Origin of the sequence: Odoribacter sp. N54.MGS-14 (assembly GCF_000980295.1) — a bacterium.
Taxonomy (GTDB): Bacteria; Bacteroidota; Bacteroidia; order Bacteroidales; family Marinifilaceae; genus Odoribacter; species Odoribacter splanchnicus.
In genome coordinates, this window is record NZ_LARL01000063.1 from 1 (window position 1) to 18,403 (window position 18,403).

Consider the following 18,403-nt stretch of genomic DNA (forward strand, 5'->3'; position numbering starts at 1 on the left):
ACTCTCCAATTTTTATTCTCTGCGATACTATAATTGCCATAGGGTGCACTAATTGAGATATAACCTGCTTCTTTCCCAGTCCAATTCGGCAAAGCATTATATATATTATTCATTGCTGTTTCTGAAAATTGATTATTAGAGCAATGTAACTCTTCCAATACTATGCATTTACTAATATCTAAAGTAGTTAATTTATTACCACTACACTCCAAAACAGTTAACGCTGTACATGTACTGACATCCAAAGTTGTCAATGAACAAGCAGAATAAAATTGTAATTCTGCTATTGAAGTACATCCACTTAGATTTATTGAGTTTATAGGGACATCTAATGAAATACTTTTCAAACCAATACATCCATTAGCATTGAAATTTAACTTACTACCATCCTTATTAGCCTCTTCGTCACTAAATCCGACTAAGGTTGTAGGACATTTAGTTGCATCTATCAAAGTAACAGTACAATCATAATAGAACATATCCATTTCTATATTGTCGATGTTCTTGATTGTAACAGTGTATTCCCCCTTTTGTGCATAAGTATGTTTTTTTCAATATAATACATATCATCATCTTTCTCTCCCTTATATTCATTTTGCTTTCCATCTCCCCAGTTAACATGAATAATCCCTAATTGAGGTGATTCTATCTGAAAGCTAAAAGTTTCGTCCTCAACCACTATTGTTAAAACTTCTTTATCAGAATTAAGTGGAGAAGGAGTTTCATTATCTTTTGAACACGCTGTAAACATTGTAGCATACATAGCTACCATTAATAAAATAAATATCTGTTTCATGGTCTTTCTATTTATTTAAATAATTCGTCAATATTTCTCTAAAATCACATCAACATAAGGGCTATATCCTTCTCTGTCAATACTTACTTCTTTAACATTAAGTCCACAGAATTTCATTGATGATTTGATACTTCTTAAATGTCCTTCCAATTCAGCTCCATATATTGCAACAGAGCCAATATTACCATTCAAATCAGGACAAAACATAAACTTGTTTCGTAAGTTCCCATTTAGAGAAATATCAAGATTAACAATTCCATTTCTAAAGTCATTGACTGTTTCAATTTGATACTTACTAAATGTAGGATGCGATGAGAAATTGTTGTAGATGGTATTTATCATCTGCAAACTTCTTTCGTTAAGATGATTCATAAGAAAATAGATTTAGCACCCCAGATTCCCAGAAAGGCAAGTTTATAAAATAAAGAAAGCGTGGGAACTGCTTAGTTTATCTGTCTTAAGGTATCGCCAAACACCCAACTGAAAATAAACAACCAACCCACGCTTAACCTTATATATTTGAGTAATATATATGGCAAGCGAACGTTTGTATCGTTTATCCTTTCAGTTTTTGAAATTGGCGATTTCTAAGACAAGGATAAAAACTAAAACGCTTCTATAAAACTAATATGTCTGTCATGGTTGGATTTCTCCTTACATAACATCACAAATATAGTTAATTTTCGGCATCTACAAACGTTCTGTGGGTTGGTTGTAAGACAAAAATAAGCAAGTTTAATCAATGAACCATCTATACTCTGAATCTCCTTGTACGGCTCTGCTTAATCCCTCTGTAAGTTGTGTAGCGTTCAACGACCTATCTAAGAAGTTATCAATATAAGAACTCTTATTTGCTCCTGTCAATAAGTTGTAAACTCTCCACATACTGATACTGTTTCCCTCTTTAGCAAAGTTTTCATCTATATAGTAATTCCTTGCTATCGTGTTAATCTGGCTGTCCGTCATTTCCATGTTAGGCAACATACGCTTTTCTTTGGAAGGCAGGCATTGATACATACGGCTCTTCCCTAAGAACTGTGCAAATTGGTGTTCTGTCAGGCTGTACTTCTGAAACTCCTGCATAAAGCGTAAATGCTTGTTTGCATCGTATTTGCTAAACAAGTCCATTACTCCCCTAAACAGGTCATAATGATTCATGGCTCTAAGGTCAGACTGATAACCGTCTGTAAAAGTACATAAGTTACAACATACCTGATTCCTAAAGCCAATAGCCACACTAAAATGTTCTGTACCCTTTTTGCTCATCAGGTTTTCATGGTTATAAGCCCTGACACCTGTAATACATAAATTCAGCCTGTTCCCTGCAATATCAGAGTAAATAGTAGGAATCTCAAAAGCAAACGCCATCCGTTCATAGTAAATCGTTTTGTCCGTTTCCAATAACTGATTAACGGGCTTATGTATGGCTTCTGGAATCCTGCCTTTGATAATATGGCTAACTATGATTTCAGGTGTATCAATCTGTTCATTCCTGAAAAACTCCTGTGCTGCCTTATACACCGTTTCAATAAATACAGGATGTGATACGGTCAGTTCATTATCCTTGCTAAATACAGGCACAATACAATCATTCTTTAGGTGCTGTATATCTACCTCTGTTGTATTGGCATTGATAAAGTGTAATCCCTTTGGTTTTGGGAATAGGGTTGTGTAATCCTTAAACGGACTTTCTTCTGTTACATCAATGTAATCAGAATATTCTTCACCAAATAAGGCAGGATCGACCTGTTGTGTTGTTGATAATAATCTAAGTGTTTCCATGTTGTGAGTTATTAATGAGTTATAATACTTTGTTGTCTGCAAAGCTGTAATAGTCCTCATTGTTAATGAGTAAGTAATCAGCTAATTCAATATCGAATAGGTAAGCTGCCAACTTAATTTGGTTCTTCAAATCCTTTTCTGCATCATTAGGTTCTAAGTCACCACTTGGAGAATTAGACACTACAATAATGCTTTTGGCATTGGCAAGTATGGCAGCCTGCAATATAAACTTGGTTTCCACTATGTCATAAGTGTGTGCCGATTCACTAACGGTCATTACACCTAATACCGTACTATTGCCACTTAGTAATATGACCTTAGTCGTAATATGGTGCTGTATCGTATCTTCATCGTAGAACTGCAAAGCAAATTCAAAGGCTTCATAAGGACTGACTAACCTTACCTGCTCTGCTTGTTTAACTGTTGGATAAATGAGTTTTACCTCGTTTGGTCTGAATGATTTCATATTTGTGATAAATTGAATGGTTGTACTTTGATAAAGAAGGGAGAACCATTCAGCCCTCCCAACCTTTTGTAAAATATATTGGCATACCTTTCCTTAATTGGCATCTTATAAAAAATGAGAGAGAGCATTACACCCTCTCTCAACGCACAATACCCCTATATAGAGTATCAATGCACCCACAACATGCCTGTAAGTATATAAGCCATATCTTTAGTCCTGAATGTGGGTATTTCAGGTATATAATGGAGTAAATAAATTGAATTGGTTATAACTTCTAATCTGGATATTTACTCATACATTCTATTTGTAAATACCCTTACTAATGCCAGATAGAAGTTATTTTTTGAATTGGCAAGTCTGACAAAATATAGGGTGTTTGTTCCTGTGCTAATTCAACCATAATATAAAACAAGAGAGAGCTGTAAAGCTCCCCCTTGCCGACTTCACTGCTCAATATAACAGTTTTGTCCCCCTATACGTCATTCCATAATCAGAGCAAACTTTTTAATCTTGGTCTTGGTTGCCACTCCATGAAAAGTAGCAGGAACTTCTTTTTCTCCTGCTAATACTATGGTCTTATCCAATAACAATTCAACGAGTGCAGGAACAAACATATTCTTTGCAATGGAGTAAATGAATTGCAGTTTGTCCTTGTACTTCTCCTGTACCGTTTCATTGCAAGGGATTTCGCTTGGAGTGGTTAAGCCATCTTGTGATTTTCTGGTGAGTATGGTGTATTTGAGTTCGTAAACTTCTTCATCTTCTCCTCTGGTACAAATCAGGTAAAGGTCGTTCAAGGTTTCCCCTTTAAAGCCAATGACCTTTAGTTCTTCACCAACTTTTATAGCTTCTGGGAATACTGCAAGTTGGGTTTTCAATGTTTCAGCGAGTGCGCTAACGTCTTTCTGTACATTTCCTTGTGCTATTAAATACTCTTTTCTGTTCATAGTTGTGGGGTAAAATAAAGTGTTAAACATTTCGTTTTTATGCAGCTATTGGGTAGGGGTGTAAATGGTTACACTACTTTACTGCTTGAAATAAACACTATATTTCAATTTAACCTTTATATTGTCATGGGGAGGGGTATTTTTTCAGCTAAGGTATATATGTGTCTGCTATATTTAAGTTGGTGAATTTTTCTCTAAAGTGTATATATAAGCCAATTTTTCAAGTTTTTCCACCAAAATAAAATTCACTAATTGAGTGAATTTATCGATATAATTTCCTATCTTTGTGGAGTAAAATAATACAATATGATTGTAGAGTTTGAACAGGAGTATTTAAGTGAGCTATACAAAACAGGGCAATGTAAAAGTAAAAAATACAGGTTTCAGCCTAACGTTGTCACTAAGTATAAAAAATGTATAGACATTCTTATATCTGCTAATCGAATAGAGGATATATTTCCATTTCGTTCTTTAAACTATGAAGTCCTAAGTGGAGATAAAAAAGGAATATCATCTATCAGGGTAAACTCACAGTACCGCATTGAGTTTACAGTAAACAAGATAGAAGATAAAGAGCCTGTTCTGACCATTTGCAATATACTTGAATTGTCTAATCATTATAAATAAACGATTATGAACAACGACTTAAGACCATATATGCCAACCCACCCAGGCGAGGTATTAAAAGACGAATTACAGGCAAGGGGAATCAGCCAAAAGAAATTTTCTTCATTGATAGGTGTTTCTTATACAATGCTGAATGAAATACTAAACGGTAAACGCCCAATATCTGCTGATATGTCTTTACTTCTTGAAGCAGCATTAGGTATTGATGCTACTATCTGGAATAATATGCAAAGTCGCTATAATCTTGAAACGGCAAGGCGTGATACTTCTTTCGCATCTAAACTTGACTCTATTCGTCAAGCATTTAGTGCTGCCTGTTTTTAATAGCATAAATATATTTCCACTCCTAAAATTCAGGTGTCCATTTTTTATTTATATAATACATAACCTGTGAAAAAAGTGGACAGCTAAAAGAAGTAAGTATATACCCCTGTTTTTTGAGTTGGCATAAATGAGAGGCTGAAAATTAAAGCCAAGTTATTTCTAAAGTTAATCTATTGCAGTGAGACATTTTCATTTTGTGGTACATAAAGAGAGTCCATATAATTTTGTCTCACTCTCTAAAGTTCATATATGTATAGTCTATTGGCTTGTAAAGGTTTATGTCTAAAGAATAAGTTTGATTATTCAGTAATTAATTCTTTCAGTAATAAAATAGCTTTCCCTTCACCTGATTTCCAGACTGTATCAGTCTTAATATCTCTTATTGATATGCATGAAAAAACAGTATCTTTAAAATAGGCTTCTTCATTTTTTACATTATTATCAGTGAATAAAAGTTGAGATAATATGGTATATTCTTTGTCGTTTTCTATAGTCCACATAAAATCCTGATTATTACTTTCGATAACCAGTGTATTGGTAATAGTATCAGCAATTAAAGGTTCTAAAATTTTGATTTTTACGGCAACTGTAGCACCATATGTGAATTTGAAAGTATCACAACAAATCTTGGATAAAGGAAATAAACGTCCGTCTTTTTTTATTTTTAGAATGACCTCCTTATTTACATACAATTTAGGTGTTAATTGAAAACGCTCAAAGTAATATTTTGATTCTTCCATTTTATCTTTAAACTCTGCCGAATTTGATGGATATTTATATTGACCAATCAAAGAATCGATTTTCCTTTCTAATTTTTCGACTAAATCTGTTGCATTTATAAAGCGGTCAATAGTATGATTTTTTTGTAATTCTTTCTTAAATAATTCTAAAGATTCATGCTTTTCTCCAAAATCGATATTATCAATCTGAACTGAAGCAGTCTCATCAATTAGATATATTAAAATTTCCTTATCTTTTTCTATGGCTTTTTCATACTCTAATTGAGTGTAAGATTTTCCGCTTTCTTCCTCTATACTTCCCCAACGATTGGCAATAATACCAATGTATATATTCGATTGTTCAACCTCTTTTAGGCAGGTTGTTAATGGAGAATCTTTACGAGCTCCAAATTCTTCCATTCCAACAATATTAACATCATATCTTTTTAGCAATTCCCATACAGCTTTTCGTTCTTTGACTAAATCTTTATAAGTTGACGATATGAAGATTGTTTTTTTCATAAGGTTTATTATTTTTTTCAAATATATATGATTTTAACTTATAACTATAATTTTTGCTCCCTAAACTTAGTCTGGTGATAAATTTTGAAAAAGGTATATAAGACATAAATTCTAGATTTTCTCCACCACCAATCCTTTTACAAGTTAAGACTGTATTCTGGTCATTATTTTCCTGTTCTGCTAAGGATGCCAATAAAAAATGAAGTGTAATTTTGAGTTGGTAATCCTGTTTCAACTGTGCGCTATGTTCTTTAGTTTGTGGGGTTTGCCTTTAGTACCTTTGCATCATAATTATGCGAAGATAAATAGTTTTTCAAATCCCACTTTCACAATCATTGCGCAATGAACAATAATGATAAAGGAGTTATTGCTTCTGGTTGGTTTGGACTGGAACATCACAGGGAAATACATACGGTTGACTTTTACCGTCATATTGGAATGGAAACCTTGTGTAAGCTCTATCCTGAAATATTTAAGCCAGAAATTTGGCTGTCTGAAAATCCACCTCAGATTAAACAGCCTAAAAAGAAGTTAGTAAAGCGAAGCAAGTAAGATTGTTGTAAATGAAGAAAGCCGTATTCCTTTTTAGTTGGGAGTACGGCTTTTGTCGTTTAATAGCTAAACCTTTAGGTGGAAAAATAGCACTTTTCTTACAAAACATTCAGCCTCTGTAAGAGGTGCAAATGTCGAAATAGTGACTAATGGAGAGTACACCGTCAGGTGGACTCTCTGAAAACAAGGAGTAAAAGCACATCCTAATCTAAATAAATTACTGTTTTAGGCTTCTCAGGTTCTGGTTCTAATACCTTGCCATCAATAATTCTGACAAAGTAATTCAGACTGCTAATGTTATCAGGTAACTGGTCTGTTCTCTTTTCCAATCTTTCTTTTATACCTTCTGCGCAACCTGATACACCTAATATCCTACCTATTAGCCTATGGTCATAAGGAGGGCAAATTATTCTCTTACTTTTACAAAACTCATAAATGGCTGTATATGCTTCCTTTAGCTTATCCCATTCATTTTCTGGTATTACTATTGGTGGATAACCATTGTAAAATAATCCCTTCCTAATAGTATATCCTTCTCCTTTTTCATTTGGAGTAACTAAACCATATTCCTGGCATTGCTTCATTAGTCCTGCAATAGTAGCATAAGAGAGATTCATTTGTTTCTCCATGTCCCTGTAACTGTACAAAGTAGTATCAGTAAAATTCAGGCAAACACATTTCAGCATCAGAATAAAGCCCTTAATAAATGACTGTTCTTTTAGTGGTAAATCACCTATCTGAACATCTAATAACTTACGGTCTGCCATAATATAACAGGTATCTGGAATCTGCGTAGAATAGTCAGTTAAACGTCTGGGCTTACCTTGTGGTGTCTTACCACTAAAATAGCTGTTGGGGGTGGTAAATCCTTTTTCTGCCAGTTCTTTCAAATACTTTTTCAAAGTTGATTCAGGAATACCTGTTTTATCCCTAAGTGTCTTATGAATTATATGTGATTCTCCTGTATTAAAGTCAGAATAAAACATGAGTGCCAAAAATGTGGCTGCCTCTTTATTGTTCAGGCGAATATGCACATCATTTCGTATTCTCCTGTACGATAATTTATTTTCGTCCATAATTTTCTGCTTGATATAAATTCCATTTTCAAATCAATTTTCCTGAAACCGGATATTAGTTATTAGTTTTAGTTATTAGTATATAGCTCAGTAATATATCAGGTGGAGGAAGTAAAATATATCACCTGAGAAAATCGTCACTAAACTGTATCTGAACACTGTTTTTTTGATGTCAGGGTGTCCCGTTTTGGAAATAAAGCATATCTCCAATCCTGTTTTTAGGACTTTGGCTTTACCCATAGTGCACATCAGAGCAAAACCAAAGTATTCTTTTAAGTTGGAATTATTGTTTCAGGTCAGCCAGAACTGAATTAAATGCTTCCTCATAGGCTTTCGCTTCCATGCTGTGACCTTTAGCGGCAATAAAGTATTTCTCCCAATTGGTTTTATTTATAGCATTCAGCACCTGTTCAACCTTAGATAAATCAGAATCATGGTTTTTATAGAAGGCTTTCAATCCTGCCCCCAATCTGCCGTTTAGTTTGTCAGTTGTCAGGAATGGGTGTTCTTTGCAGATTTGGCAAATGGCATCACCAATCGTTTCAGTTGCCTTAGATAGCTGAATCCTTTTAAAGTCATCCATTGTCTTATAGCCCTGTTGCAGTGCTTTCATCTGCTTAGGTGTTAAACTGGAAGTACCAAAGGTGTAAACATTCATCAGGAATGCCGTAATGAACTTTTCTTCCCTCTTACTCAGGATATGGTCTGTGTGCTCATCATTGGTTGGGATTTTGGAATTGTAAAAATCATCATTTTTCCACGGCTTGCCATTGTTTCGCAGGGCAATGTATTGTAGCACGTCCATGCCTTCTGGAATTTCCACCTCTATATAGCTGGGTTCTGCTTCCATGTCAGGGAACATAAGGGCTACTGTCCTGTGTTGCCCATCGACACATACCCCATCGTATAGGTGGTATTCACTTTCTGGAACTGTTTCCATTTCGATTTTGAAATTACTGATAGTAGGAATACCTTCCCCTTTTTCTCTTTTCAGTACAGGTTTTAACAGACGCCTGCCACCCAATTTATTTTGTGCCTGTTCTATTGGGAGAAATTCAACAGGCATAGTAGGAATAAAGCCCATAGCTTTAATCTTGTTGTAGGATTCTACCACATTGGCTTTATCAATCTCACTGCGGTTACCTTCGATAAATAGTAAATTTTTCATACCATTTTTAATTGAGTTCATTACTGCTGTTTCATTTACTGATACTGAATTTTCCATAATGTTTGGTTTTTAAAAATTAATACTTCATTTATTCAAACAATCGTAAATGAGGTGGCCACCGTCAATTGTTGATTGTGATACAAAACTACTTCTCTGTTAAGGCCTGTGTTATAAAGAATGAATGCCGTTTCGTGGTTTATTCTTTAGGTATTATCAGAACTCTTGTTTTGTATTGCAAATCAACTCAAATCTGAAAAGCTGTGTTATAAAGAATAAGTGCTAATTGACAGGCTATTCTTTAGGAGTTTTCAGCTCTGTTTTGATTGCGAAAGCGAAGTTGGGAAAATCAATGTAGGAGGGTTATAAAGAATGGGAGTAAAAGGATAGTGTATTCTTTAGATAGTTGAATATGAATACACTTAGGTGGTATTTAGATATAAAAATTCCCTGCCGTATGACAGGGAGAAAAGATTACCAAAGTCTGAAATTAATAGTTTCGTTTGTATGGTTGTTAGGTGAGGTCCTGTATATGTCCTGTGGTTTCATGTCCCATTTAGGGGTATAGTTCCGTTTTTCCAGACAGGCTATTTTGGCATTCAGGTTATTTTCATCATCATTCTCTGATGCAAGGTCTAAGAGTTCAAGAAAGTCAAGCGTTAGGCGTATGATGTTACTTTTAGGTTTTATGTTGGAATGAGTAGTTAAAAGGTGATATGTGCCCATCATCATCAGGGCAAATGCAGCATCCAATTTTCTGCCTTTGGAGGAATAGACCGTTTTTAGTTCTTCCTCTGCTTCTTCTTTGTTTTCTACTCCTAAAAAGGTATGCAAATATTCTTCCAAAGCACCCACAAACCAACCTGCGGTATTATCTATCTCTATTCTTTCTGCTCCTGCTTCAATTCTGATTGGTAGAGGTGTTTGGAATCCTGTTTGTTTATTGGTAGTTGTGATATGCCCTTTTAGAAAGGTAAGGAGTTTAAGCATTTCAGGACGGATATGTTTAGAATATTGGTCGAACATATCCCTTTGCTCTAAATAGTCAATATCAAAATTAGAATGGTCTTTGCCAAAGTTGTCGTATTTCCTGTATAATACACTTGCAATCCATAAGCAACAATATATCTTTTCCTCGTTTTCAAAGGGAGAGTATTTATTTATGATGGCTTCTAACTTATCCAAAAATTGATTGTCACATTCAGCTAAATGTATATGTGGAATATGGTTTATGTGTTCATTATTGACCTTTAGAAAATCTTCTACTCTATGATATTTAGCTTCAAAAGCCTGTTCTATTTCTGGTTGAATATGGAAGCGTTGATATGCAAAGTATTCTGTCAGCCAAGGTTCTATATCTTTGAGAATAGAAACGGGAAAAAGATAGGGTTCTGCCATAATAAAAGAGTGTTTGTATTAGTAGAGCAAAATTAAAAAAATACCCCCTCACTCCAATTAAAGAAGTGAGAGGGTTTTGGGTTAGTTTTCTTCTGTATAAAGTTTTTGTTTTAGTTGGTTCATGTGTCTGCTGGTATTTTTATTCATAACCTGTGCATAGGCTGCTTCTGTTACGCGTATGGAGGAATGTCCTAATAATTTACTGACAATTTCGATAGGAACGTCATTATTTAGCAGTATTGTACTGGCGAATGTTTTACGTGCTGTATGTGTGGTCAGCCGTTTATTGATACCTAATATTTCTGCAATTTCTTTCAGGTAGGAGTTCATACGTTGATTACTAATCATAGGTAATAATGGTTTATTAATAGGTTCGTTACCTGTTATATATTTAGAAAGAATTTTTTGTGCAGGAGGTAGTAGGGGAATCTCCATACTGTTACCTGTCTTTTGACGTGTCATGTTTATCCATATTTCATTATCCAATCCTTTTATGAGATGTGCTTTACATAGATTGGCTGCTTCTCTGTAAGCTAAACCTGTGTAAACGGAAAACAGGTATAAGTCCTTTACTTGCTCTAATCTGTGTTGTGTGAAATGATAATTTTCTAATTGTTCAATTTCTTCATCAGTTAGAAATGTAATAGACTTAGTACCAACTTTCAATCGCTCATACGCATTAAAAGGATTCTTTTCCAAGTAACCACATTTTACTGCATATTTTGCAACTTCAATAACCTTTTGCAGTGTTTTATTGACGGTATTGGGTATTTGCTTGCGGTCTGTAAGAAGATATTGCTGAAAAGCAGCTATAAATTGATAATCCAGTTTTTTCAAAGGTATATCGCTCATATTGTATTGCTTCTTAATAAAATTGATTGTGTGGTTATATACGTCTTTGAATTTTCTGTATGTATCTTTGGAATATTCTGTTCCTACAAGTTTGCCCATCACATCAAGGCGGTCTTTCATTAATTTTAGAAAAGTATCACCTGTTAATTCTGCCCCGCCTTTAAGTTGGAAATAGAGGTCTTCAATACTAAATGTCCCTAACGTATCAATTAATTTACGTTCACAGTCTTTGATTTGTTTGGTTAGGCAATCCAGTTTGAAATTAATGAATTGTACTTCTTCGTTTCTGCCTTTGGCTTTTTGTTTTACAGTATCCCAATTATTAGCCTGTACATATAAACCTGTGGCAAACTTTTTAGGAGTGCTGTTTACTGTAATTCTACAATAGATTGGGGCTAATCCGTTAGTGGACTCTTTTGAGTTGTAGTGGAAGTAATAAATAAGGGTTTTTGATAGCATAATAATGACCATTAAATGCCACTGCTTCTGTTACTTATGAAGATATTTGGTCCACCTTGAAAAATGGACCAGATTTAGGAAAATAAGTGGACCAAATAATGGACCAGAATACGAAAATTTATAGGTTGTGAGAAAAAGAAAACCACTGTAAATCAGTGGTTTAATTCTAATCGGTGGAGCAGCAGGGAATCGAACCCTGGTCCAAACACGGAATCCATATGCTTTCTACATGCTTAGTCACTTATTGGTTTTCGACGATGGTCCGGAAAGTGACACCCAAGCCATCGCTTATCCTCTTAAATTTTCGCCTTTCGCCAAAGGTGGGCTAAGACTAACCTTAAATTGACTGCACCCCGTATGCCGACCGGAATAAGGTGGAACCACCGGCGGGATGTCCCGTCCCCGTTCCTTGAACAGGGATTAAGCCTTCAATCTTCTAAAGATTAGGCAGCGAGAGCGTAATTATTTTCGCCAACTAAAATTTTGTGTCCGGGATTTACGGGCCGTTTCACTGCTCCCGACATGCTTACATACCTATTCTTCATGCTGTCAAATCCAGGTCTGCCCCATGGTATGTGAAGACAAAGATAGGAAGAAACCCGGTAAATCATATCAAAAGAGACTTAAATTTATAATTTTTGGTAATTATATACATATTTATACCTACAAACGTACATTTCATGTAAATATCTATATAAATACCAAAAATGAAATCGTGCAGAACCTTCCCGGATCTGCACGATTTTTATTTTGAATGATGGGTAAAATTATTCTCCGATCATAAAATGATGGTATCCCTTCATTTTTTGCCAACTGCCCCGGGTGAAATCGGGGACCTCGACGGGCATGCTGTTGTTTTCGATGGAGAGGCGGGTGAGTTCGCCCAGACAGGACCATTCGGCTGCGTCATAGACATCTTGATCGAGAGGGAGGCCGTGGCGTAAACAATATACCAACCGGTAATCCATGATGAAGTCCATGCCACCGTGTCCGCCGACTTTTTTGGCTTTCTCCTCCAGTTCTTTCTGAATGGGGTGTTTGTATTGCTCCATCAGCGCCTGTTTCACATCTGCCGGGACGAACGAGTGCATACTTAAATTTTCGTGATCGGGTACACCTTCGACCTGCTCCGGAGAACGGAATGTATAGCCTTCTACCGGATATTTGTTGGCGAAACCTTCGGTGCCGGTCAGTTGGTACATCCGGGAATAAGGCCGGGGATTCATGACGTCGTGCTGGATGTGCATGGTTTGGCCGTTTTCGGTCATAATCATCGTCATCGTATGGTCTCCGTTCTGGAAATCCTTACCGTCCCGTTTGTTGATCTTTTCTACCAGTTTCGGGCCGGTCAGGGCTTTGGTATCCATAGAAACGAGGTAGTTCATTTTATTTCCCCGGTGGATGTCGAGGAGTTGACAGGCAGGTCCCATGCCGTGGGTGGCATATACATCCCCCCGGTATTTTTCATTGAAATCCAGCCGCCAGTTGCCTTGATAGGCCGCCCAGAATTCTTCCAGGTTGTGGATATACGAACCTTCGACATGGAGGATATCACCGAACAATCCATGTTGGGCCATATTCAGGGTGGTGAGTTCGAAAAAGTCGTATACGCAGTTTTCCAGCATCATACAGTGCTTGCGGGTCTTTTCGGAAGTATTGATCAGTTGCCAGCATTCATCGAGATTCATGGCTGCGGGGACTTCGATGGCGACATGTTTTCCGTGTTCCATGGCGTAAACGGCTATGGGAGTATGCAACAACCACGGAGTGACGATATATACCAGATCGATATCGGGGCGTTCACAAAGTTGTTTCCAGCCTTCTTCTCCACTATAGGCGGCAGCCTGGGGACGATTGTTTTTGGTGAGGATCTCCTGGGCTTTTTCTACCCGCTCGGGATAAAGGTCACAGAGGGCTTTGATGGCAGTACCTTCGATTTGGGTAAAACGATAGACGGCCCCCGGGCCGCGCATGCCTAATCCGATAAAACCGACCCGTACGGTGTCGAGGGGTGCACAGCGAAGGCCTATGACGTCTGTCTGGCCGGCCGGACGTTCCGGAATAGCGGTGCGAATCAGATTGGGAGTCGTTTGATCCGAAGATTTAGGACATTGGCAACTGCTGATGCCCAGGATCAGAAAAGCGGTCAATAGATAAGTGATTTTTTTCATATAATTACTGATTTGAGAGTTGATTAATCCAGGCGTTCATTTCTTCCAGATGACTGTCTATGCTGTGGAGATGGGTCAATTGAGCCAAGGTCCGTTGCAGGTTGTGTTCGGGATATTGGATTTTGTAGTATGTATCTCCGTTGAGGTAATCGGTCAGAAAACGGACGGTTTGCATATAGGTTAGAAGTTGTGCCCCATAGGGTAACAATTGTTTTTCGATAGGGGTAAGGAAGGCACTTGCCGTTTCGAGATAGCCCCGGGCAAATTCCCGGAATATTTCCATATCGAGACCTACCCGGTCCAATTCTTTATCGTCTTCTGCTCCTTTATTGGCAGCGGTACGGATAAAGTCACCGAAATCCGACAATACAAATCCAGGCATCGTTGTGTCGAGGTCGATCACACAAAGAAAACGGTCATCCTGATCGAACAGCATATTGTTGACTTTTGTATCGCAATGGGTAATGCGTTTGGGTAATTTCCCTTCGCGGTGAAGCCGTTCAGCCCGGCACATTTCCTCAGAACGTCCGAGCAGTTCATCCACGATCGGTTGCACTTTAGCCAGACGGGCCGCTTTGTCTCGAGCGATCGCTTCCCGGAACTGTCCGAGGCGGAATTCCATGTTGTGAAAGTCGGGAATGGTCGCTCCGATCGGTGGATTCGGAATGTCTGACAGAAAGTATTGAAATTCTCCGAAAGCTCTTCCGGTCTGATAGGCCAGGTCCGGCGTCACTTGTTCGAAAGTCTTCGATCCGGCGATATAAATAGTCAGCCGCCAGTAACTGTTTCCGTCGTAATAATAAAGCCTTTCATCTGTAGCAGGTACTAAAGTCAATGTCTTCCTGTCGATATCGTTTGCATTCCGTTGTTGCAAATGGTAACGGATACGGGAGGTAATGTAACGGATATTTTCCTGTAATAAAGGAACATCCGTGAAAATAGCCTGATTGATGCGTTGTAATACGTAATCCGGGGTATCGGGATATCGGGTTGTTACCAGGAAGGTATCGTTGATCAACCCCGATCCTAGCGGTTTTATTTCTGCCACCTCTCCCGAAATGGCAAAATGTGAAGTGATTGCTTTTAAATCTGTCATGAAAATGGTGATAAAATGATCTGCTAAAATAGTCAATTTTCCGAAGAATTGGAATTTTGATTTCTGAATTAAATTTTCTGAATTTTTTTTGTTTGTGTTTTTCGCGGAAAGGGGTAATTTTGTGAGGGAGATGTATAGTATAACTCCTCACTACGTTTGTCAGATACCACCGGTCAATGAAAAAAATAAGGTAAACGACTGACAGAAGCGACCGGGTTCCCGGACACGAATACCGAAGACGAAAAGTACCGAAATAATCCTGCCGTTTTTTAGTGACAACGGTTATGGAAATCAAATCTGATCACTGTAACCGTTGTCACTGAAAAAGATAGGACCTGAAAGTTGAAAATTACTCCGTAATCGTTGAAAAAGATGTGGATTTTCAACTTCAAAAGCCTTGATAAAAGATAATATACACTTGTTTCGTCGGAGTTTTAATACCTTCAAAGAAATGGGTGGCCGTAATGGTTTCTACATAACCGGACATATTGAAAGTATAAGTGAATTCTGTTCTGCTGCCTTTTTTGTCGCTGATCGAAGCCAACAGATTTTGGCTGCGTTTCCCTAGCAAACCGACCATCGACAGGTAGTCCTCCTGATAAAGTTGATTAAGGTCCAGGTTGGCTTTATTATTTTCTTCCGTGGTGTACGTGAAGGTTTCCAGAGTAGCATATTCAGCGTCACTTGTGATTTTTTCCTGTGTTTCTACTCTGTTTTGATCCGACCATATATATTGGAACTGTTCCTGGTCGCTACCGATATTTTGTAAACGGAAATTTTTGTAACGATATACAATCGATATGGGCTCTTCATTACTCATCATGTCGAAGTAAGTTGCCTGATTTTCCCTGATATGGCCTTGTTCGTTCAGCATACATTCGCTGTAAAGTTTTTGAGTAACCTGATTGTTATTTTCATAAGTATTCTGCTCATAAAATAAACGGTGATCTTCGGGCATATAATTTATATGAATATCTGACAGTATCGTTTCATTTTGAATTTCTTCACCTTCGATATTTTCTGTATAAATGCCTGTTTTTTCAATATACTGAATTTGGTTATCGTTGTAACCGAATCTGATTTCCAGCCAATTATTCCGGTTTTCTACTCCTTCTGTGACTTCTGTGATGGTGATACGCTCCACCCAGGCTTCGAAGGGATCCGGTTCGTAAGATTCCGGGAAACTGCCGTCCTGCCGGACAGCTTCCTGATTGATTGTGATTGTTTCGGTTTGGCTTTGACAGTTTAGTTCGATTCGAACTGTCCGGGGATTTCCTGTCGTGTTTTCATCTAATAATATTTGCATGGTATGTTCCCCGGCTTCTTCTCCGGCAGAAGGGGTTACGGTAACCCAGGAGCGGGCTTCATCGTTTTGGATATAACTCTCCCACGAAGAGGTGGTGGTAAAAGTGATCTCGCAGGAGGGAGAGTCGGCATAAGCTGTCTGATTGAGTTGAGCAGGATCGGACAGGGTTATAAATTGATTGGAAGGATTGCCTCCGCCGCCTCCGTCGCCTTCGCCTTCATAATCGGTAATCACATTGGTATAACAGGCTGTCAGGCATACAGCAACAAACAACTGAATGAATAGTAATATCTTTTTCATGATTAAGCTGATTTAATATTAAAATCTGAAGGATAGGTAAACACGCATTCCGTTGAATTTGGATTTTCCGGGTTCCGGCTCCTGTTCGTCTTCTTCGGAATCACCGCCTCCGAAAGATTTAAATTTACAACTTCCCCATCTGGATTCCACTCCAAGGCCGATAACTCCGTAAGAGATACCGCCGCCGGTGACAAAATAAGAAGCATAGTTTCCCAGGAGGGTATCGTCGTCGTATAAAGCTGAAAAACTGGGGGCAAACCGGAAATAAGCGTTGACGTTTAGTTTCCCGACCGGATTGACGGTAACAGAAGGACCTACTTGCATGCCGATTTCAGCTTGATGGAAATTACTGGTTTCTGGTTCTTCTTCCTCATCGTAATTGTCTTCCCAACGGTATTCGAGTTTGTAATTGGTGTAATTCAAATCGAACCAGGTGGCGTCGAGACCGAAACGGATCAAACCGGCTATCGGTTTTTTATGAAGATAAAAAGTCCTGCCGACGGTGAAAGCTGCTCCGAAATTACTTTTGAGCGTTTGATCCATACCGAAGTAAGAAGCCGGTTCGAATTCCTGCTTTACAAAACTCAGATTGCGGTACTTTTTACGTAAACGATTGTTATTTTCCTGTGCCGACACCATACTTGACCAGCATAGCAAAGCCAGCAGAATGAATGAAATTTTTTTCATAATGCAATGAATTTGAATTTTATAACTGATGTTCAAATCGTTTTATGACCACAGACTCCGATTGGCCGGTTGATTATAAAAAGAAAGTGTGGAGCCTTGCTTTATCTGACAGGAGGTTCTGACAAAACCCGAATACAAATAAACAATACCCCACACTTATCCGTATGTACTTTGACGATACATCAACAGACAAGTGATGAGTGTTTGTATTGATTATCCTTGTATTCTCGAAATTGTCAGATTTCCTGTCAAGGATAAAAGTGAAACACTTTCATCTTTAAAATGCTATCCTGTAAAGGACGCAACAAAGATATGAAATGTTTTCGATACTCACACTTAGGGGTATTGTTTTAGTTCAAGATTGAGTAAGAACAATCTTATTTTTCTCCTTTTTTTGTTAGAAATACAAACCTTTCCCGGAGACTGCTCCTTCCGAGCCTCCCAGAAATGATATTATTCCGACTTATAAGGTGATTTTTCGTGACAAATATAATTATTATTTCAGGATTGTCAAATGAATCGCCTGAAAGTTTATTCGGTTCATCCGGCTAAGCGATGGGTTGGTACGGATAAAGGGAGAGGGGGGGGAAATCAGAGATCAGACTTAAAAGATGGATAAAATTCGTTATTTAATCGAAATAAATTCCGGTTTTGTCGAATATTTTTGTGGTTTTGTCAGGTCTTTTTTACTTTTATCCGAGTGAAAAGAAAAAATTGTGCGTATTATTCGATTTATAGGAGTTGCCTGTGTCATTGGACTATTTTTTTGGTGTATCGTAGCCATCGACGAGGTTGAGGAGCATCCGGATAAAATTTGGTTGCATCGTTGCAATTCGATGGAAAAATTATATGAACACAGTGAAAGGTATAGTAACTTTGAAGTAGATATCGTCTTTCGGCAGGATTCGGTATTCGATGTGACACATGATATAGATACTAGTTTTAACCTGTCTATAGAACCTTATTTTGGCTATATTCAGCAAAATGGAGGTAAATTGTGGTTGGATATTAAAAATCTCGATCTGCAAAATGTTTCGGCTATGTTAACTCAGTTGGCTGATCTGACTTCCCGGTATGACATCGACAAAGAAAGGTTGATCATTGAAAGTCGTAATTGGCAAGCTTTGCAGCGATTTACAGAGGAAGGATATTATACTT

The 18,403-nt window shown here is 37.6% G+C and carries 17 protein-coding genes, 1 other RNA gene and 2 pseudogenes; 4 read left to right on the forward strand and 16 right to left on the reverse strand.

The window, feature by feature from the left end:
• The 6 genes and pseudogenes from WS42_RS15560 to WS42_RS11635 all read right to left on the reverse strand — a co-directional run.
• A pseudogene (locus WS42_RS15560) lies at positions 1-479 on the reverse strand (hypothetical protein); the annotation flags it as partial.
• 8 nt (positions 480-487) lie between these two features.
• Entirely contained in the window at positions 488-796 is a 309-nt protein-coding gene (locus WS42_RS11615) for a hypothetical protein (RefSeq protein WP_013610422.1), read from the reverse strand.
• Positions 797-823: 27 nt separating this feature from the next.
• A complete protein-coding gene (locus WS42_RS11620; protein WP_013610423.1) occupies positions 824-1,168 on the reverse strand; it encodes a hypothetical protein in 345 nt (114 codons plus the stop codon).
• A 363-nt stretch (positions 1,169-1,531) separates the two neighbouring features.
• A complete protein-coding gene (locus WS42_RS11625) occupies positions 1,532-2,578 on the reverse strand; it encodes a DUF3871 family protein (RefSeq protein WP_013610424.1) in 1,047 nt (348 codons plus the stop codon).
• Between the two features lie 19 nt (positions 2,579-2,597).
• Complete coding sequence (locus WS42_RS11630) at positions 2,598-3,044, reverse strand: JAB domain-containing protein (RefSeq protein WP_013610425.1); 447 nt, start codon at positions 3,042-3,044, stop codon at positions 2,598-2,600.
• Positions 3,045-3,523: 479 nt separating this feature from the next.
• Positions 3,524-3,991: a hypothetical protein gene (locus WS42_RS11635; RefSeq protein ID WP_046404802.1), complete on the reverse strand. Its 468-nt coding sequence runs from the start codon at positions 3,989-3,991 to the stop codon at positions 3,524-3,526.
• A gap of 306 nt (positions 3,992-4,297) precedes the next feature.
• Between WS42_RS11635 and WS42_RS11640 the strand changes: the two genes are divergently transcribed.
• Positions 4,298-4,618, forward strand: a complete 321-nt coding sequence (locus WS42_RS11640) for a type II toxin-antitoxin system RelE/ParE family toxin (protein ID WP_013610429.1) — start codon at positions 4,298-4,300, stop codon at positions 4,616-4,618.
• Positions 4,619-4,624: 6 nt separating this feature from the next.
• On the forward strand, positions 4,625-4,942 hold the full coding sequence (locus WS42_RS11645; RefSeq protein ID WP_013610430.1) for a HigA family addiction module antitoxin: 318 nt from the start codon (positions 4,625-4,627) through the stop codon (positions 4,940-4,942).
• A 299-nt stretch (positions 4,943-5,241) separates the two neighbouring features.
• On the opposite strand, the gene WS42_RS15565 is transcribed toward WS42_RS11645, so the two are convergent.
• The gene (locus WS42_RS15565; RefSeq protein ID WP_022159912.1) at positions 5,242-6,183 is read right to left on the reverse strand and encodes a DUF4062 domain-containing protein; all 942 of its coding nucleotides are present in this window, start codon (positions 6,181-6,183) and stop codon (positions 5,242-5,244) included.
• Between the two features lie 342 nt (positions 6,184-6,525).
• Here WS42_RS15565 and WS42_RS11655 point away from each other — a divergent pair, with 342 nt between their 5' ends.
• On the forward strand, positions 6,526-6,735 hold the full coding sequence (locus WS42_RS11655) for a hypothetical protein (protein WP_013610432.1): 210 nt from the start codon (positions 6,526-6,528) through the stop codon (positions 6,733-6,735).
• A 203-nt stretch (positions 6,736-6,938) separates the two neighbouring features.
• Here WS42_RS11655 and WS42_RS11660 read toward each other — a convergent pair whose 3' ends face one another.
• From WS42_RS11660 to WS42_RS11700, 9 genes are all read right to left on the reverse strand, one after another.
• Positions 6,939-7,811: a hypothetical protein gene (locus WS42_RS11660; protein ID WP_046451126.1), complete on the reverse strand. Its 873-nt coding sequence runs from the start codon at positions 7,809-7,811 to the stop codon at positions 6,939-6,941.
• Between the two features lie 283 nt (positions 7,812-8,094).
• The gene (locus WS42_RS11665; RefSeq protein ID WP_013610435.1) at positions 8,095-9,036 is read right to left on the reverse strand and encodes a hypothetical protein; all 942 of its coding nucleotides are present in this window, start codon (positions 9,034-9,036) and stop codon (positions 8,095-8,097) included.
• Between the two features lie 414 nt (positions 9,037-9,450).
• Complete coding sequence (locus tag WS42_RS11670; RefSeq protein WP_013610436.1) at positions 9,451-10,374, reverse strand: hypothetical protein; 924 nt, start codon at positions 10,372-10,374, stop codon at positions 9,451-9,453.
• An 81-nt stretch (positions 10,375-10,455) separates the two neighbouring features.
• Positions 10,456-11,685: a site-specific integrase gene (locus WS42_RS11675; protein WP_013610437.1), complete on the reverse strand. Its 1,230-nt coding sequence runs from the start codon at positions 11,683-11,685 to the stop codon at positions 10,456-10,458.
• A gap of 171 nt (positions 11,686-11,856) precedes the next feature.
• Positions 11,857-12,253, reverse strand: a transfer-messenger RNA (tmRNA) gene (gene ssrA / locus WS42_RS15570).
• Between the two features lie 199 nt (positions 12,254-12,452).
• Positions 12,453-13,856, reverse strand: a complete 1,404-nt coding sequence (locus WS42_RS11685) for a Gfo/Idh/MocA family protein (protein ID WP_022161353.1) — start codon at positions 13,854-13,856, stop codon at positions 12,453-12,455.
• Positions 13,857-13,860: 4 nt separating this feature from the next.
• A complete protein-coding gene (locus WS42_RS11690; protein WP_022161352.1) occupies positions 13,861-14,952 on the reverse strand; it encodes a phosphotransferase enzyme family protein in 1,092 nt (363 codons plus the stop codon).
• 388 nt (positions 14,953-15,340) lie between these two features.
• Positions 15,341-16,558: a BACON domain-containing protein gene (locus WS42_RS11695; RefSeq protein ID WP_046451127.1), complete on the reverse strand. Its 1,218-nt coding sequence runs from the start codon at positions 16,556-16,558 to the stop codon at positions 15,341-15,343.
• Positions 16,559-16,576: 18 nt separating this feature from the next.
• Positions 16,577-17,245, reverse strand: coding sequence for a hypothetical protein (locus WS42_RS11700; RefSeq protein WP_022161350.1), 669 nt, complete (start codon positions 17,243-17,245; stop codon positions 16,577-16,579).
• Positions 17,246-17,961: 716 nt separating this feature from the next.
• On the opposite strand from WS42_RS11700, the pseudogene WS42_RS11705 reads away from it, so the two are divergent.
• Positions 17,962-18,403 (forward strand): annotated as a pseudogene (locus tag WS42_RS11705) (hypothetical protein); the annotation flags it as partial.

What these genes read in the sequence shown, in the direction of transcription:
- WS42_RS11635 (WP_046404802.1), bottom strand. Translation starts at nt 3,991, where the DNA reads ATGAACAGAAAAGAGTATTTAATAGCACAAGGAAATGTACAGAAAGAC.
- WS42_RS11640 (WP_013610429.1), top strand. Translation starts at nt 4,298, where the DNA reads ATGATTGTAGAGTTTGAACAGGAGTATTTAAGTGAGCTATACAAAACA.
- WS42_RS11655 (WP_013610432.1), top strand. Translation starts at nt 6,526, where the DNA reads ATGAACAATAATGATAAAGGAGTTATTGCTTCTGGTTGGTTTGGACTG.
- WS42_RS11645 (WP_013610430.1), top strand. Translation starts at nt 4,625, where the DNA reads ATGAACAACGACTTAAGACCATATATGCCAACCCACCCAGGCGAGGTA.
- WS42_RS11620 (WP_013610423.1), bottom strand. Translation starts at nt 1,168, where the DNA reads ATGAATCATCTTAACGAAAGAAGTTTGCAGATGATAAATACCATCTAC.
- WS42_RS15565 (WP_022159912.1), bottom strand. Translation starts at nt 6,183, where the DNA reads ATGAAAAAAACAATCTTCATATCGTCAACTTATAAAGATTTAGTCAAA.
- WS42_RS11685 (WP_022161353.1), bottom strand. Translation starts at nt 13,856, where the DNA reads ATGAAAAAAATCACTTATCTATTGACCGCTTTTCTGATCCTGGGCATC.
- WS42_RS11700 (WP_022161350.1), bottom strand. Translation starts at nt 17,245, where the DNA reads ATGAAAAAAATTTCATTCATTCTGCTGGCTTTGCTATGCTGGTCAAGT.
- WS42_RS11660 (WP_046451126.1), bottom strand. Translation starts at nt 7,811, where the DNA reads ATGGACGAAAATAAATTATCGTACAGGAGAATACGAAATGATGTGCAT.
- WS42_RS11665 (WP_013610435.1), bottom strand. Translation starts at nt 9,036, where the DNA reads ATGGAAAATTCAGTATCAGTAAATGAAACAGCAGTAATGAACTCAATT.
- WS42_RS11695 (WP_046451127.1), bottom strand. Translation starts at nt 16,558, where the DNA reads ATGAAAAAGATATTACTATTCATTCAGTTGTTTGTTGCTGTATGCCTG.
- WS42_RS11670 (WP_013610436.1), bottom strand. Translation starts at nt 10,374, where the DNA reads ATGGCAGAACCCTATCTTTTTCCCGTTTCTATTCTCAAAGATATAGAA.
- WS42_RS11615 (WP_013610422.1), bottom strand. Translation starts at nt 796, where the DNA reads ATGAAACAGATATTTATTTTATTAATGGTAGCTATGTATGCTACAATG.
- WS42_RS11630 (WP_013610425.1), bottom strand. Translation starts at nt 3,044, where the DNA reads ATGAAATCATTCAGACCAAACGAGGTAAAACTCATTTATCCAACAGTT.
- WS42_RS11675 (WP_013610437.1), bottom strand. Translation starts at nt 11,685, where the DNA reads ATGCTATCAAAAACCCTTATTTATTACTTCCACTACAACTCAAAAGAG.
- WS42_RS11690 (WP_022161352.1), bottom strand. Translation starts at nt 14,952, where the DNA reads ATGACAGATTTAAAAGCAATCACTTCACATTTTGCCATTTCGGGAGAG.
- WS42_RS11625 (WP_013610424.1), bottom strand. Translation starts at nt 2,578, where the DNA reads ATGGAAACACTTAGATTATTATCAACAACACAACAGGTCGATCCTGCC.